General features: G+C 58.0%; 14 protein-coding genes. 5 read left to right on the top strand and 9 right to left on the bottom strand.

Annotated features, from left to right (window positions below; genetic code table 11):
* Positions 1–29: 29 nt before the first annotated feature.
* Complete coding sequence (locus I5192_RS08440; RefSeq protein ID WP_223118281.1) at positions 30–1,985, top strand: 4Fe-4S binding protein; 1,956 nt, start codon at positions 30–32, stop codon at positions 1,983–1,985.
* Here the strand turns inward: I5192_RS08440 and I5192_RS08435 are convergent.
* On the bottom strand, positions 1,979–2,707 hold the full coding sequence (locus I5192_RS08435; RefSeq protein ID WP_223118175.1) for a cytochrome c: 729 nt from the start codon (positions 2,705–2,707) through the stop codon (positions 1,979–1,981). The two genes, I5192_RS08440 and I5192_RS08435, sit on opposite strands and share 7 nt — an antisense overlap.
* A gap of 132 nt (positions 2,708–2,839) precedes the next feature.
* On the opposite strand from I5192_RS08435, the gene I5192_RS08430 reads away from it, so the two are divergent.
* From I5192_RS08430 to I5192_RS08420, 3 genes are read left to right on the top strand one after another with little or no spacing between them, the layout of a single operon-like run.
* Entirely contained in the window at positions 2,840–3,901 is a 1,062-nt protein-coding gene (locus I5192_RS08430; RefSeq protein ID WP_170405176.1) for an Mrp/NBP35 family ATP-binding protein, read from the top strand.
* Positions 3,898–4,596 carry a biotin/lipoate--protein ligase family protein gene (locus tag I5192_RS08425; protein ID WP_223118174.1) on the top strand — a complete coding sequence of 233 codons (699 nt, stop codon included), beginning with the start codon at positions 3,898–3,900 and terminating at the stop codon, positions 4,594–4,596. The genes I5192_RS08430 and I5192_RS08425 overlap by 4 nt, the downstream gene beginning before the upstream one ends.
* Positions 4,593–5,072: a DUF6505 family protein gene (locus tag I5192_RS08420; RefSeq protein WP_170393354.1), complete on the top strand. Its 480-nt coding sequence runs from the start codon at positions 4,593–4,595 to the stop codon at positions 5,070–5,072. Before I5192_RS08425 ends, I5192_RS08420 begins: the two co-directional genes overlap by 4 nt.
* On the opposite strand, the gene I5192_RS08415 is transcribed toward I5192_RS08420, so the two are convergent.
* From I5192_RS08415 to acs, 8 genes are all read right to left on the bottom strand, one after another.
* Entirely contained in the window at positions 5,069–5,569 is a 501-nt protein-coding gene (locus I5192_RS08415; RefSeq protein ID WP_170595890.1) for a flavin reductase family protein, read from the bottom strand. The two genes, I5192_RS08420 and I5192_RS08415, sit on opposite strands and share 4 nt — an antisense overlap.
* Positions 5,570–5,655: 86 nt before the next feature.
* Positions 5,656–7,068: a 3'-5' exonuclease gene (locus I5192_RS08410; RefSeq protein WP_170421193.1), complete on the bottom strand. Its 1,413-nt coding sequence runs from the start codon at positions 7,066–7,068 to the stop codon at positions 5,656–5,658.
* 2 nt (positions 7,069–7,070) lie between these two features.
* Positions 7,071–7,589, bottom strand: a complete 519-nt coding sequence (locus tag I5192_RS08405; RefSeq protein ID WP_170393351.1) for a hypothetical protein — start codon at positions 7,587–7,589, stop codon at positions 7,071–7,073.
* Positions 7,590–7,616: 27 nt separating this feature from the next.
* The gene (locus tag I5192_RS08400; RefSeq protein ID WP_170405191.1) at positions 7,617–9,440 is read right to left on the bottom strand and encodes a DUF294 nucleotidyltransferase-like domain-containing protein; all 1,824 of its coding nucleotides are present in this window, start codon (positions 9,438–9,440) and stop codon (positions 7,617–7,619) included.
* Between the two features lie 108 nt (positions 9,441–9,548).
* The gene (locus I5192_RS08395; protein WP_170393349.1) at positions 9,549–11,333 is read right to left on the bottom strand and encodes a sodium:solute symporter family protein; all 1,785 of its coding nucleotides are present in this window, start codon (positions 11,331–11,333) and stop codon (positions 9,549–9,551) included.
* Between the two features lie 5 nt (positions 11,334–11,338).
* On the bottom strand, positions 11,339–11,623 hold the full coding sequence (locus I5192_RS08390; RefSeq protein WP_010439512.1) for a DUF4212 domain-containing protein: 285 nt from the start codon (positions 11,621–11,623) through the stop codon (positions 11,339–11,341).
* Positions 11,624–11,805: 182 nt separating this feature from the next.
* The gene (locus tag I5192_RS08385) at positions 11,806–12,489 is read right to left on the bottom strand and encodes an adenylate kinase (RefSeq protein WP_170393348.1); all 684 of its coding nucleotides are present in this window, start codon (positions 12,487–12,489) and stop codon (positions 11,806–11,808) included.
* A gap of 7 nt (positions 12,490–12,496) precedes the next feature.
* Complete coding sequence (acs, locus tag I5192_RS08380; protein ID WP_223118173.1) at positions 12,497–14,461, bottom strand: acetate--CoA ligase; 1,965 nt, start codon at positions 14,459–14,461, stop codon at positions 12,497–12,499.
* Between the two features lie 408 nt (positions 14,462–14,869).
* On the opposite strand from acs, the gene I5192_RS08375 reads away from it, so the two are divergent.
* A complete protein-coding gene (locus I5192_RS08375) occupies positions 14,870–15,886 on the top strand; it encodes a C4-dicarboxylate TRAP transporter substrate-binding protein (protein WP_223118172.1) in 1,017 nt (338 codons plus the stop codon).
* Positions 15,887–15,927 lie beyond the last annotated feature (41 nt).

The raw sequence follows: 15,927 nt of genomic DNA, 5'->3' as shown, positions 1-15,927 counted from the left end.
TGGGGCAGAACGCAGCGTCGGGAGGGGAAATGGCCAGCAAGCTCATATTGTGTGATTGCGAGGGGACGCAGTCCCTGAACGCAGATGGTATTTCTGCAGCCTGCGATACGGAGTGCTCGAAGGTGCATACCGCCCTTTGTACGCGCCAGATTCAAACTGCCGCCGAGTTGATGACGGGCGATGAGCAGGTGGTGTTTGCTTGCGCTCAGGAAAGTGCAGTTTTTAGCGAGCTTGCCGAGGAACTGGGTGTTGAAGCCCCCGGATTTGTCGATCTGCGCGACCGAGCTGGCTGGTCCGAACAGGGGACCGATGCAACCCCCAAAATGGCTGCGCTCGCGGCTGAGGCATTACTGCCGCAGCCAGTGACCCCAAGTTTCGATGTCATCAGTGAAGGTACCTGCTGTATTGTGGGGCCCGGAGAGGTTGTCTTTCCGTTGGCCGAACAGCTGTCCGCTGTGTTGGCAGTGACTGTAATTGTGGTTGACGATGCAGAACCGCTAAGCCGCAACTATGACGTAGCGCGCGCACGAATACGCAGACTGACCGGCGCGCTGGGCGGATTTGTTTGGCATCTGGATCAGGTGCAGCAACTAGAACCCGGTGGACGCGGAGAATTTGGTTGGAGCACACCCCGTGACGGTGCAACGTCGCGTTGCGACATTGTCGTTGATCTGACCGGAGCAACACCTTTGGTAAATGCCCCCGAAAAGCGCGAGGGGTACTTGCGCGCTGATCCCCGCGATGCGGTGGCCGTCGCGCGTCTTGCTTTTGAAGCGGTGCAACTGGTCGGGACCTTTGAAAAACCGCTCTATGTCCGATTGGATGAGACGCTTTGCGCCCATTCGCGAGCGGAACAAACGGGGTGTTCAAACTGTCTGGACGTCTGCCCGACCGGTGCGATCACACCAGCTAGCGATCATGTAGCCATTGATCCGATGATTTGCGCTGGGTGCGGTGAGTGTTCGGCGTTGTGCCCGTCGACTGCCATCACATATGAAGATCCTCCGGTCTCGGCGGTATTGTCGCGGATGCACATACTGGCCCGGACCTTCCGGCGCGCGGGCGGCGTTGCACCGCGACTACTGGTGCACGACGCCCATGGGGCGCAGATGATCCGGATGGCGGCCCGGTTTGGACGGGGACTGCCAGCGGATGTCATTCCGCTGGAGCTGAATGTGGTTTCGGGCTTTGGACATGCCGAGATGCTCGCAGCGCTGGCGCATGGCTTTGCGCGCGCCGATATCCTGATTAGCCCCAAGACCGAACGGGACGCGCTTGATCGTGAATTAGAGCTGGCTCGGGCAATCGCAGAGTACGACGCGCTGAGTCTGATCGATGAAACCGACCCGGATGCGCTGGCAGATCTGCTTTATGCGCAGAATGTTCCGCAGCCATTGGCCGATCCGGTGCTTCCACTGGGTAATCGTCGTCAAATAGCGCGTCTGGCGGCGCAAGCTTTGAACCCGGAGGTCGAGGTGCCGCTGGCCCTGCCCGAGGGCGCGCCTTATGGCGCGATTGCAGTGAATACCGACACCTGTACATTGTGCCTGAGTTGCGTGTCCCTTTGCCCATCGGGGGCGCTGATCGATAACCCGGAGAAGCCGCAGTTGAATTTCCAGCAGGACGCCTGCCTGCAATGCGGGATTTGCCGAACGATCTGCCCAGAACAGGCGATCACACTAGTGCCCCAGCTTGATCTGAGCGACCAAGCGCTGTCACAACAGGTGCTGAATGAAGAGGAACCCTTTGAATGCGTCGAATGCGGCGCAGCGTTTGGCGTTAAATCAACGGTTGAGCGGATCATGGAAAAGTTGTCGGGCACACATCCGATGTTCGCGACCTCGGATCAGGCGCGGATGATCCAGATGTGCGACAATTGCCGGGTGAACGCCCAGTTCCATAGCGCTGACAATCCGTTTCAATCCGCCCCCAGACCACGGGTTGTCACAACGGATGATTACCTTTCAAAGCGCAAGGATCACTGAAGTTGCAGTGGCGCGCCCAGATCGGCGGCGCGCATGGCGGTCACGAAAGCCAGAATTGCTTCGAGGTCATCCAGGCTCATCTCGACCGGATGGATCGGCGAGGGGCGCTCGGGCGGGAAAGGTTCGGTGATGCCCTCGATCTGCGTGAAAGCTGGGTGTGGGTTCAGGGCAAAGAACGCCTGAAACCGTTCCGACCAGTCGGGCATTGCGCGCAGCACTGCGAAAGACGGGGTCGAACCCAGCCCGTTCATCCGATTCTTTGGGCCAATTACGTGGCACCGGCCACAATGGGTCATCGACAGATCTTCGCCAAGCAGCGCGTTTCCGTCGACCACGACCTCTTTGGTAACAGTGGCAGTTTCGAAACTTGCGCTAAAGGGCGTGCCCTCGTCGGGGATGAAGTTTTCAACCGTCCGTCTGCCAATGTCGGAAAGTAGCCATTCACGAAACCTTACCTGCTTGGCGCTGTCGTCGATTCGTAGATGATAGACCACCCCGTCACGGGCAAAGACCGGATCGCCGGGCGAACTCGGGGCCAGTGACATGACGCCGCTTTCATCCGCAACAACACGTATTCCGGTCTTGAGAGAAAAGCGCGGAAGAATATGTTGCAAAAGACCTGAGTTTGTCACCTCATCCGGGGCGGCAAGGCCCAATGCCTCTTGCGACCAAGAGGGGGTGGCGGTGAGCGTCAGGCTCAGGCACAACAGGACAAAGCGCATGGTTAAGCCTAACGGCGGCTGACCCGATGCGTCAAATGTACAAAATGAGACGGAGACACATGCAATGAGCGGCGACTATATTCTGTCGATACGCAAGGCGCCCAGCGCGGGGCGGATCAAGGGGAAGACGGCATGAGCATCCGTGATGCAGTTCTAGCGAACTTAAAGAAGATTACCGATCCGGTTTCTGGTCAGGATATTGTGAGCGCGGGTATCGTGCGTGCATTGAATGTTGAAGGTGATACCGTTCGGTTTGTGCTGGAGATCGATCCCAAACAGGCCGAGAAGATGGAGCCCGTACGCGCCACAGCCGAACAGGCGGCGCAGATGGTCGATGGTGTTTCCAAGGTCTCGGCAATGTTGACCGCGCATTCGGACAAGGCGCCGCCTGATTTGAAGCCCAAGCCCAAGCCCTCACAAACCGGACCGCAGGCCGTTCCCGGTGTGGACCGGATCATCGCGGTTGCGTCGGGCAAGGGTGGCGTGGGCAAGTCCACCGTGTCGGCTAACCTCGCCTGCGCGCTGGCTGCTGAAGGCCGTCGCGTAGGCCTGTTGGACGCAGACGTATATGGCCCTTCACAACCCCGGATGCTGGGTGTGTCGGGGCGACCGGCCAGCCCAGATGGCAAGACGATCCTGCCGCTGCGCAATCACGGTGTCACCATGATGTCGATGGGGTTAATGACCAACGAAGGGCAGGCGGTTGTCTGGCGCGGCCCTATGCTGATGGGCGCCTTGCAGCAGATGATGAGTCAGGTGCAATGGGGCGCATTGGATGTGTTGATCGTTGATCTGCCCCCCGGAACCGGCGATGTGCAACTGACGCTGAGCCAGAAGTTTCAGGTGGATGGAGCCATTGTCGTCTCAACCCCACAGGATGTTGCTTTGATCGACGCCCGCAAGGGGATCGATATGTTCAACCAGCTCAAGACGCCCATTGTTGGGATGATCGAAAACATGTCGACGCATATTTGCTCGAATTGCGGACACGAAGAACATGTCTTTGGCCATGGCGGTGTTGCCTCAGAAGCCGAGGCGCTGGGCGTGCCATTGCTAGGGGAAATTCCGCTGCATCTGGATATCCGAGTTGCCGCCGACGGGGGTGCCCCCATCGTTGTCAGCAAACCTGATAGCCCGCAAGCCGAAGCCTTCCGCAAGATCGCCCGCGACATGATTGCCAAGGGCAACGCGTGACCCAGCCAGTCTTTCCCCCATTGCTCAAAGGGCAACCTGCCAAGGCTGGCGAAGACCCGTTCGAGCGGGCGCAGGCGATGGCAGCACTGGGCTGTGACGCGGGAACTGTGGTCCACAATATTCAGGCGGATCGTCTGCGCGTTGCGATAGTATTCGCGCCCGAGGTTCCGTTGCGGGATGCTATGGCGATGCTGCCGCTTTGTGCTGTCGGGTTCCAGAATGCGCTGGGCGCGCTGGCCCCGCCCGAGGTCGCGGTGCACTTGGGTTGGGATGGGCTGATCTGTGTAAACGGTGCAAAATGTGGGACAATAAAAGTCTCAGCCTCGTCTGCCGAGGTGGATGAGGTTCCCGATTGGCTGATCGTTGGTTGGGAACTGGCCTTGCTTCAAACCAGCGATGCACCGGGGGAAACACCGGATGTTACCTCGCTCTATGATGAAGGATGCGCCGAGGTTTCTGCGACGCAGTTGGTCGAGAGCTGGTCGCGTCACATGTTGACCTGGTTGAACCGCTGGAACGAGGACGGTAACGCGCCGCTTCACGCAGAGTGGATGGGGCTGCTGCGCGGTGTCGGAGAACCTATTGGAGAAGGGGGTGTCTTTCTGGGCACCGATGAGCGCTTCGGTATGCTGATCCGCGACGGCGCGGACACACATATACGCCCGCTGACAGAATTATTGGAGACCGCCAGATGAAACTCGCCCGTGCTATCCATTTTGATGAAAGCGATATGAACGTGTTTCATTCACCCGCAAGAACCGGTGAATGGTGCATCTCGGGCGGATTCGAGTTTTCGAACTGGAGTGAGGCTGATCTGGAAGGTAAGGCGCGTCAGGCCTTTGCCAATGGATGGCTGGGGCTTGAAACCTTCGGGCGCGTTACATTTGTTGCCGTCACACAAGTCGAGCAGGCCGAGATTGACCAGATCACGCAATATCTGGCCGAGCATTTCGTGCAATTCTACGGCGCGCCTTCGGTTGAAGCCGCGTTAGAAGTGGCGCAGGCCGAAGTCTCACATATGTCCGAGCTGTGCGAAGATCATGCCCCGAATACATTGCTGACCGTCGCCCGAGAGCTGACGGGGGCAGGGGTGCACGAGGCATTCCGAGTGATCACCCCGCAAGAGACGCAACTTGAAGCATTGGCCGTCCACGGCTCGCTGGACGATTAGATCAGATCGGCGAAGCCGCCGAATTGTCCGCGCTTGAAGATCAGCCCCTGACCTGGGCGATGCATGACCTGTTCAACATGACCAACAAGGATCAGGTGGTCACCTGCCTCATGACGGGCCGACAGGCGGCAATCGAAGCGGGCGAGGCATTCCGCAAGTCGGGGGCGTCCGGCGTCATCCTCCTGCCAATCCGCATGGGAAAAATCGAACCCGTTTCGCGCGAATTGCAATGCTTGGTCGTGCTGGTCCTGCGCCATAACGTGGATCGCGTAATGTTCGCAGTTGTGGAACGCGTCGTACCGGTTCGAATCCCGATCGAGACACCACAGGACCAGCGGCGGGTCCAGCGATACAGACGCAAATGAGTTCACCGTTATTGCTGCGGGGCCCTCGGAGGTATTTGTGGTCACAACGGTGACGCCGGTGCCGAAACAGCCCAGGGCCTCGCGAAAGGCAAGGCTTTGCTCGGGGCTGGGAATGAAAGTTTTTTCCGTCATCGCGCGCTCGTACATGGGCCTGTCTCAGGTGCCACGCGACGCCGGGATTGTCCACGGAAAGCTGCGGTGATTTTAGGAATTTCTGGTCAGTTCAGGTCTTCAAGCAACCGTCCGTGTTTGCGAGTCTCGGTGATGACGTCGCCAAAGGTCACCAAATTACGGGCCGTAAGCATCGGTAGCATCCGAACCAGCACTTCGGCGGTCGCGACGGCATCACCCAAAGCCGTGTGACGCAGGGCTTCGGGAATTGTTATGCCAAGCCGTTCGCAGACCGCGTCCAGCGTATGCGTTTCGCTTGCCCCGAACAGCACCGCCGACAGCAGGACCGTATCCAGAATGGGGTGGCTCCATTCCACCCCCATACGCTCGGCATGGCGGCGCAGGAAAGCCATGTCGAATGGTGCGTTATGGGCAACAATGACGGCATCCCGGGCAAATTGGTGAAAGCTGCGACCGGCCTCGGCAATATCAGGCGCACCCTGAACCATCCGGTCGCTAACCTTATGCACTTTGGTTGAAGCTGGGGGGATCGGGATGCCGGGATCGACCAGGGTATCCAGCCGTTCGCCTTCGACGATCTTACCCTTTACGACGCGCACCGCACCGATCTGTACGATCTCATCCTTATGCGGGAGCAGGCCCGTGGTTTCGGTGTCAAAGACCACGAAGCAGAGGTCCAAAAGAGGTCTATCTTCAAACGCGTCATCGCCGGGTGTGTCGAGAAGTTCGAAATCGTAAACCAGCGGGCGGGCCGCGTCGGGGTCGATCTGCGCAGCACTGTCATCGAAAACCAGCATGTAACCAGGGGCATCGCCCAATGGTTTCATACGGGCCGAATAGGATTGCCGCCCATCAACACTGGTCAGCGTGCAATGGACGTCTTTCCCGGTCTTGACCAGCTTCGCATAAGAATCCGTCAGGCCCGTCGCTTCGAGATAGTCAAACAGCGACGCGTTCAACCGGGGATGTGCGATCTGTGCCAGAACCTCAGCCGCCTGCGCGTCATATAGAACGATCTGATGCTTCGGTCCGGCTAAAAGCATTGCAACCGGAATCTCGGTCAGCAGCGCCGTTAGACGTTGTTTTTCCGAGGCCAGATGGGCCGTTTCCGCGGCCACGGCCTCAGCCGTGGTCATGGCGTTGGCAGCCAGTTGTTCGGCCAGTCCAGCGGCGGCTGGGGCCAGATCGCCCAAATAACGCGCCGCCTGAAGGTCCAAATCCGTGCTGACCCCGGCGTGTGCGCGCGCCCGGAGTTGGGCCGAGAGCCGCTCGATTGGTTTTGCAACGTTATCATCAAAAAGAAGCCAGACTCCGGCAACTAGCGCCAACATTCCAAACGCGATCAGTATCTCTGCGAAGATGAACGCATCCATAAGAGCGGGATCACTTGCCCTCTGATAACCGACCCACAAAGCCAGGGTGCTGATGATCAGCCCTCCTGCCGCAAGTAATAGGAAGAACAGGAACACCCTCAGGCGCAGGCTCAGATGGTTCAACATAGTCAGACCCCGCAGGTTGCCTCGATCACCGGATCTTCAGCGTCGATCTTGATCCAGCTGGCGTTCAGCAAACGTCCGTCATCGGCGAATTCGGCCCCGTCTGCCAGGTTGGCGCGGCTGTTTTCGGCGCAGTTTACAGCGACCGGCATCTTCGAGACCGGTGCCCAGCGACCAAAAAAGTAAAGATCGACCAGACGCTCGTCCGGCAAATTGGCATTGGTGCGTACCGATGTGGCGTCGATCGCAGCAAAGCGGTCGACAAAGGGCACGGCGTACGTCCAAGGGCGATAAAAGGCGCGGCTTTCCACCTCCTGCACGATGGTGAGGCTGTCGGGCAGTTGGTCGCGCGTACGGTCATACCAAGAATACTCGCTGGTAATCGTCATACCGATCATCCCCGCACCTGCCGCGACCGGCGCGGCCCATTTGGGCAAGCGGCCCCCGGTCAGCTTGTTCACCACCATCACGACACCCGCAAAGGCGAAGCCTGCAAAAATCGTGCCGATCAGTTCCAGAAACATGTGATTTCTCCGTTCATTTCCAGTTTCTTAACCCAGCATTCCTTTGCCATGGCCAACCGCTGATTGCATGGTTTTTACCACGACAAAGGCATCGCGGAGATGACTTCGCTCAAAGTCCGACAATTCAGCGGGTGGCAGGTAATTGTCTGGTGCATCCCCGGATTTGACCAGACGCACTTGATGTTCCAATCGGGTCTCAGCGATCAGGTCATATGCGTCCAGTAAATCGCGTGCGCCAGACGCGCTGAGCACACCCGCAGCCTCGGCGGCGCTAAGACGGGCGCGGGTGTTCGCTTCGGTTAATTGTCCCTGCAGGCTGTAGATGCGTGCCAGATCCACGACAGGCACCACGCCATTATGCTTGAGGTCGAGCGTATTGCGATGCTCACCCGAACGTATGGTGGCGAACCCACGCAGCAGGCCCAGAGGAGGGGTGTGTTTCAGTGAGTTCGAAATCATATGCGCGACAAAGATCGAATTCGCATTGGCTGCCGCCAGCGTATCGGCCTGCAGGTCGGTGAACAGATCGAAGGACCCTCCGATGGGCCGCAGGTCAAACATCACCGAGGCCAGCATTTGCGCCTCGGGGTTGGGTTTGGCAATCCAGCCATTGAAATACTCGCGCCAGACACGCACGGGCTGGCACCAGCGAGGGTTGGTCGCCATCATGTCACCGGGGCAATAGAAATAACCGCAGGTATCCAGCCCGTCTGAGACGAATTTGGCCAGCGCAGCGAAGTAGGCCATATCACCGTCTGCCACACTGTCATCAAGCATCAGGCAATTGTCCTGATCAGAAACTCCGGTCTGTTCCTGCCGTCCTTGCGAGCCGCAAGCAAGCCACAAGTAGGGCACTGGCGGCGCACCCAGTTCAGCCTCAGCCAGTGCCAGCAACCGCCGCGTCGCAGTGTCTGCGATGTCGGTGATCAGCCGTGTAACGATCTCGTGCCGGTTGCCACCCGCGACGAGTTGGACCAGAAGTTGTGGTATCTCAGCGGTGACTTGAGCCATCTCTTGCGGGCTGTCGGCGCGGGCAATTCGTCCTACCAACTCGGCAGAATTGACCGCCTGATAGCGGGTGAGATCGGTTTGGGTTACGATTCCGACCAGCTTACCGGCCTCGGAAATTGGAATATGACCGATGCCACGTTCCATCATCACGTGTAATACGTCCGAGCCGATATCTGTCGGGGCAAGAATGATTGGATCGGCGGTCATGATCGCCGAAACCGCGGTGTCAGCGGGCATCGCCTCGGCGACGTATTTGCCGGAAATATCGCGGAGGGTTGCGATACCCAACAATCTGTCCCCTTCGGTCACGCAAAGCGATGAGATATGGCGGTCGCGCATGATCTGCGCGGCGTTTTGAACCGGAGTATCGGGCGGGCAGGTGGCAGGGTCACGAGCCATCAGCACGTCAATTGCACTGGTAGCCAGGCTTTGCGGTCCGCTCCGCCCACCGCGTGAACGGTTAAAGAACTTGGACACCACATCGTGACCTTCGATCAGGTTTTTCACAAGGTCTGGCGGCAACACGATCAACACTGACGGCGTGTGCGCGCGCGCATGTGTGGCGGCTTTGCCGTCCTTCAGCAATCCGCGCTCACCAAAAGAATTGCGCAATCCCAGATGCGAAACGACAGCGCCGTTTTCATCGGTAATTTCTACCTGTCCTTCATAGATCACAAAGACGCCGGGCAGAGCGTTGCCCAGCTGGTAAATGCTGCCATCGGCATCGACTTCGCGCACTTCGATCTGCTTGGCCAGATCGTCCAAAGCATCATGGGGCAACGAGTCATAGGGGTGTACAGACTTCAGAAACCGGGTGATTTCGTCATGGGACAGGGGCATTTACGCTCTCCGGAGTTCCGAATAAAAAATCCCGCCCGGTGGTGTGCCGGGCGGGAACAGTAAGTCGAAAGATGCGATCGAAGACAAGAGCCGCCGACCGCATCACACTCAGTGATCCTGAGCTGCGCCCGCACCACGGGGAATGCGAATGCTTTCGACCATATCTTTGATCTCCTGCGGAGTCTCTTTGGTCATACCGGCAACGACGTAGGCGACGCCGAAGTTGATCATCGCACCGATGGCGCCGAACGAGGTCGACTTGATCGGACCCAGAAGCGGATCAGCATCGGTGAACGAGTTGGTGCCCGGAATGAACAGCCAGCCCTTATGCAGGAAGATGTAGACCAGGGTTACGGTCAGACCAGCCAGCATACCTGCAACCGCGCCGGTGTTGTTGATGCGGGTCGAGAAGATCCCCATCATCAGCGCCGGGAAGATCGAGGCTGCTGCCAGACCAAAGGCCAAGGCCACGGTTTGTGCCGCAAAGCCCGGAGGGTTGAGACCCAGGTAGGTTGCAACCACGATGGCTACAGCCATGGCAATCCGTGCCGCCAGAAGTTCACCCTTTTCAGAGATCGACGGGTTGATTGCACCTTTGACAAGGTCATGGGACACAGCCGACGAGATCGCCAGCAAAAGGCCCGCAGCGGTTGACAGAGCAGCCGCAAGACCACCAGCAGCGACCAGACCAATCACCCAACCTGGCAAGTTGGCAATCTCAGGATTGGCCAGAACCAGGATGTCGCGGTTGAACTTGGTCAGCTCGTTACCGACCCAGCCTTTTTCTTCGGCGATTGCAGTCATCGCCTCGGATTTGTCGTTGTAGTACTGGATCTTGCCGTCGCCGTTCTTGTCTTCCCAATCCAGCAGACCGGTTTTCTGCCAAGTGGCCATCCAGTCGTAACGCGGATCATTGTCGATTTCCTCGACCGAAACAGCACCACCTTCGATGCCACCATTGGGCCACATCATGTCGGTGATGTTCAGGCGCGCCATTGCACCAACAGCAGGAGCCGTCAGGTACAGCAGAGCGATGAAGACCAGCGCCCAGCCCGCCGACCAACGTGCGTCAGACACTTTGGGAACGGTGAAGAAGCGCATGATGACGTGCGGCAGACCCGCAGTACCGATCATCAGCGACAGGGTGAACAGCACCATGTTAAGCGTATTCGAGTGGTGGGCCGTGTAGTCGTTGAAGCCCAACTCGGTCACGATGGCGTCCAGCTTGGTCAGCAGGGGTTCACCGCTGGCGGTGTCACCAAACAGACCCAGCGCCGGAACAGGTGTGCCGGTCAGCTGCAGCGAGATAAAGATGGCCGGGATGGTATAAGCGGTGATCAGCACGCAGTACTGAGCGACCTGAGTGTAGGTCACGCCCTTCATCCCACCAAACACTGCGTAGGCAAACACAACGCCCGCACCGATCAGCAGACCAGTGGTGTTGGACACTTCGAGGAAGCGGCCAAAGGCCACGCCAACACCGGTCATCTGACCGATCACGTAGGTCACCGACGCAACGATCAGACAGATCACCGCAACGATACGTGCGGTCTGGCTGTAGAAACGGTCGCCGATGAATTCCGACACGGTGAACTTGCCGAACTTACGCAGGTAGGGCGCAAGCAGCAGGGCCAGCAGCACGTAGCCACCGGTCCAACCCATCAGGAAGGTCGAGTTGTCGTAGCCGGTAAAGGCAATCAGGCCCGCCATCGAGATGAACGAGGCCGCAGACATCCAGTCCGCCGCTGTCGCCATACCGTTGGTGACCGGGTGAACGCCGCGACCGGCGGCATAGAATTCCGATGTGGAACCCGCACGGGCCCAGATCGCGATGCCGATGTAAAGCGCAAAAGACGCGCCCACAAACAGCAGGTTGATGGTAAACTGATCCATGCCGATTACTCCTCGTCCACGCCGTGCTCAGCGTCGAGCTTGTTCATGCGCCAGGCGTAGTTGAAGATCAGCACCAGAAAGACCAGGATCGATCCTTGCTGAGCGAACCAAAAGCCCAGATCTGTACCGCCAACGGCGATGCCGGACAGCAGCGGACGCAGCAGAATGCCGAATCCAAACGACACCAGCGCCCAAATCGCGAGGCTGATGTAGATGAGGCGCAGGTTGGCCTGCCAATAGCCCTTGTCGGCTTCGGCAGTCTGCGCGGAGTTTGTTGAATGATCCGCCATCGCGGGTTCCTCCTTCGCTTCCCTCATTGGCGGCCCATTGCCCAACTCCTCCAGTGCGGTGGGCCGCTTCTCGGTTGTGCCAAACGCCCCGTGACGTCAGGCATAACTTCTCTGGTCCGCCAAGGCGGGTCCATTGAAGTATTCTGATTTAGGATCAAAGCCCTAGGGCTTATCTCCTCCCCTTATTTCATGACCTCGCCGACAATCCCTTGAAGGTCTTGCGCGATGTCGTCGATCTGGCCCATGGCATCGATGCCTTTCAGCACGCCCTGGGCTTGATAGTAGTCAATCAGCGGTGCGGTCTGCGCGTGATAGGCCGCCAGACGCGACGCGACCGTCTCGGCATTGTCGTCGGCGCGGCGTTTGAATTCTGTGTGACCGCACTTGTCGCATTTGCCGTCTTCGACGGGCTGCTTGTACGTGTCGTGATAGCCCTCACCGCATCCAGCGCAGGTGTAGCGACCCGAAATCCGCGTCACCATCTCGGCGTCTTCAACTTCAAGGCTGATGGCCGCGTTGATCTTCTGATCTGAAGACGCGAGCAGACCATCAAGCGCCTCGGCCTGGACTGTGGTCCGGGGGAAACCATCCAGTATGACGCCCTTGGCGCAGTCCGGTTCCGCCATGCGGTCGCGAAGGATCGCGATGACGATGCCGTCGCTAACAAGATCGCCCGCCTCCATGACCGCTTTGGCAGCATTACCAGCCTCGGTACCTGCGGCGACCGCGTCGCGCAGCAGATCACCGGTGCTGAGTTGTACAAGCCCGAACTTCTCTTCAAGCATACGAGCCTGCGTACCCTTCCCGGCGCCCGGAGGGCCGAGAAGGATCAGAACAGCGGGGGATATGGTCGTGGCAGCGTCCATCACATCCTCACTTGTTTGCCCGGTTTTCGATCAGGTCTTCGACCACTGACGGATCGGCCAGGGTCGACGTATCGCCAAGCGAACCAAAGTCGTTCTCGGCAATCTTGCGCAGAATTCGGCGCATGATCTTGCCCGAGCGAGTCTTGGGCAGGCCGGGGGCCCACTGGATCACATCAGGCGAGGCAATCGGGCCGATCTCGGTCCGGACCCAGGTGCGCAGCTCTTTCAGCAGCTCATCCGACGGCTCGCGGTCATTCATCAAAGTGACATAGCAATAGATGCCTTGCCCTTTGATTTCATGGGGGTAACCAACCACAGCGGCCTCGGCGACGGCGGCATGGGCGACCAGCGCGCTTTCCACCTCGGCCGTGCCCATCCGGTGGCCGGAGACGTTGATTACATCATCGACGCGGCCAGTGATCCAGTAATCGCCATCCTCATCGCGACGGCAGCCATCGCCGGTGAAGTAGTAGCCTTTATAGTCCGAGAAATAGGTCTTCTCGAACCGCTCATGATCGCCCCAGACGGTGCGCATCTGACCGGGCCAGCTGTCTTTGATGCACAGAACACCCTCAACGCCATTTCCCTCGATCTCAACACCGGATTGCGGGTCCAGAACCACCGGCTGGATGCCGAAGAACGGTTTCATCGCCGAGCCGGGCTTCATCGCGTGCGCACCGGGCAGGGGGGTCATCAGGTGACCGCCGGTTTCGGTCTGCCACCAGGTGTCAACAATCGGGCATTTACCTTTGCCAACAACTTCATTGTACCAGTTCCAGGCTTCCGGGTTGATCGGCTCGCCGACTGTGCCCAGCGTCCGGAGATCGCTCAGGTCGCATTTCTCGACGAACTCGGTACCCTGACCCATCAGAGCGCGAATTGCCGTCGGAGCGGTGTAGAACTGGTTCACCTTGTGCTTTTCGCACACCTGCCAGAAGCGTGATGCATCCGGATAGGTCGGCACGCCTTCGAACATCAGTGTGGTCGCGCCGTTGGCCAGTGGTCCGTAGACGATATAGCTGTGACCGGTGACCCAGCCGACATCGGCGGTGCACCAGTAGACGTCGCCTTCATGGTAGTCGAATGTGATCTCATGCGTCATCGCGGCATAGACCAGATAACCGCCGGTCGTATGGACGACACCTTTGGGCTGACCAGTCGAACCGGAAGTATAGAGAATGAACAGCGGATCTTCGGCATTCATCTCAGCGGGTGCGCAATAGTCATCCGCTTCAAGCGCCATTTCGTTGTAATCATAGTCGCGGCCATCGATCCAAGTGGTCTGCCCAGCGGTGCGTTTGACCACCAGACATTTCACGCTGTCTTTGCAGTGCAGCAGGGCCGCGTCTGCGTTGGACTTCAGCGGAGTCTTTCGGCCACCACGTGGTGCCTCATCGGCGGTGATGACGACCTTGGCATCACATCCGTTGACTCGGGCTGCCAACGCATCGGGTGAAAACCCAGCAAATACAATCGAATGGATTGCTCCGATCCGTGCACAAGCCAGCATCGCATAGGCTGCTTCAGGGATCATCGGCAGATAAATCACAACGCGGTCACCTTTGCGCACGCCCATCGACTCGAGAATATTGGCCATGCGACAGGTGCGACGGTGCAATTCGGCGTAGGTAATGTGCTGAGCTTCGTCGTTTGGATCATCCGGTTCCCAGATGATCGCTGTCTGATCGCCGCGCGTATTCAAATGACGGTCAAGACAGTTGGCCGAGACGTTTAGCGTGCCGTCCGCATACCAGTTGATACCAACCGAACCAAAATCATAGCTGACGTCTTTGACCTGAGTATAAGGCTTGATCCAGTCAACGCGCTTGCCTTGCTCATCCCAGAATGCTTCGGGGTTGTTGATCGACGCAGCGTACATATCTGCGTATTTGTCGGCGTCGACATGCGCACGGGCGACAGTTTCTGCGGATGGCGGATATGTCTTGGCATCTGCCTGGGCAGCGGTAGTCATCTTTGAGGCTCCTCCCTCTGGACTGGATTACATGGGACCGATTTTGCCAGCCGATTAGGCAATGTCGATCCGGTTCCTCCCCAAGTTGAATAATACGGGGATCAGAAAAGAAATAAATAAATTGCCATAATCCTTGGATTTCTTTGTAAAGAAATTTCATTTTCGGCACTAACATTGTAAATAATTTTGAAATTGTGCGTAATATACACGTTAAATCAGTAAGATAGCTGTAATGACCTAAGTGCTCATTGGCATGTGTCTGGGGCTTTGGCCGATAGCTTCACTTTAATCTCGAAGTCTGGTGGCGATAACACCACTTCTCCTCGCAGGGGTTGGCAGCTTCTAGACTTGGCGCTAGCTTCACAAACAAGCATCCCGATAGGGGGCGCAACTAAGGGAGATACCACTATGAAAAAGATGTTGAGCGGTGCGGCTTTTGCCGCCCTGAGTGTGGCGTTTGTCACCGAAGCAGCCGCGACCGAATGGAATGCCTCGGTCTGGGGTAAGCGCCGCGCATTTACCGAGCATGTTGAGAAACTGGCTGAACTGGTGAACGAAAAAACCGGCGGCGATTTCACCATCAATGTTAGCTATGGCGGATTGTCGAAGCCCAAGGAAAACCTGGATGGAATCGAGATTGGCGCGTTCGAGATGGCGCAGTTCTGTGCGGGCTATCACCGCGATAAGAACCGCGCGATCACCGTTTTGGAACTGCCCTTCCTTGGCGTAAACACATTGGATGAAGAGGTGGCCGTCAGCCACGCAGTCTACGATCATCCAGCAGTCAAGGACGAGATGGCGCAGTGGAACGCGCGCATCATCATGACTTCACCGATGCCTCAATATAATCTTGTTGGTACCGGTAACCCTCGTGATGAGCTTGCCGAGTTCGACGGTATGCGCGTACGCGCAACTGGCGGTTTGGGGCAAGCATTTGAAGCAGTTGGTGGCGTACCTACGTCCGTGCCTGCGACCGAAGCCTACAATGCGATGGAATCTGGCGTGGTCGATACCGTGGCCTTCGCTCAGCATGCGCATCTGTCGTTCGGGACAATCAACGAAGCTGACTGGTGGACGGCCAATCTGAATCCCGGAACGGTAAACTGTCCGGTGGTGGTGAATATCGACGCCTATGAAGCGCTGCCAGCCGAACATCGCGAAGCGCTGGACGGCTCGATTAATGAGGCTATCGATCACTATCTGGCCAACTACGGTGGACTGCTTGAAAAGTGGGATGGCGTGCTGGCAGAGAAAGGCGTTGAAAAGGTCGAGATTGACGATGCCGTGCTTGAGGAGTTTCGCGCCAAAGCCGCTGATCCGATTCGCGCGAAGTGGATCGAAGACATGACCGCCCAGGGTCTGCCTGCGCAGGATCTTTATGATCTTGTGCAATCGACACTGCAACAGCAGCGCGGCGGTAACTGATCGCCACAGCCGGGTGTCATTAGGCACCCGGCATCTCCTTC

Source organism: Ruegeria sp. SCSIO 43209 (assembly GCF_019904295.1).
Classification (GTDB): domain Bacteria; phylum Pseudomonadota; class Alphaproteobacteria; order Rhodobacterales; family Rhodobacteraceae; genus Ruegeria.
The sequence above is the reverse complement of the archived record's forward strand: the minus strand, read 5'-3'. Positions and strand labels throughout refer to the sequence as shown.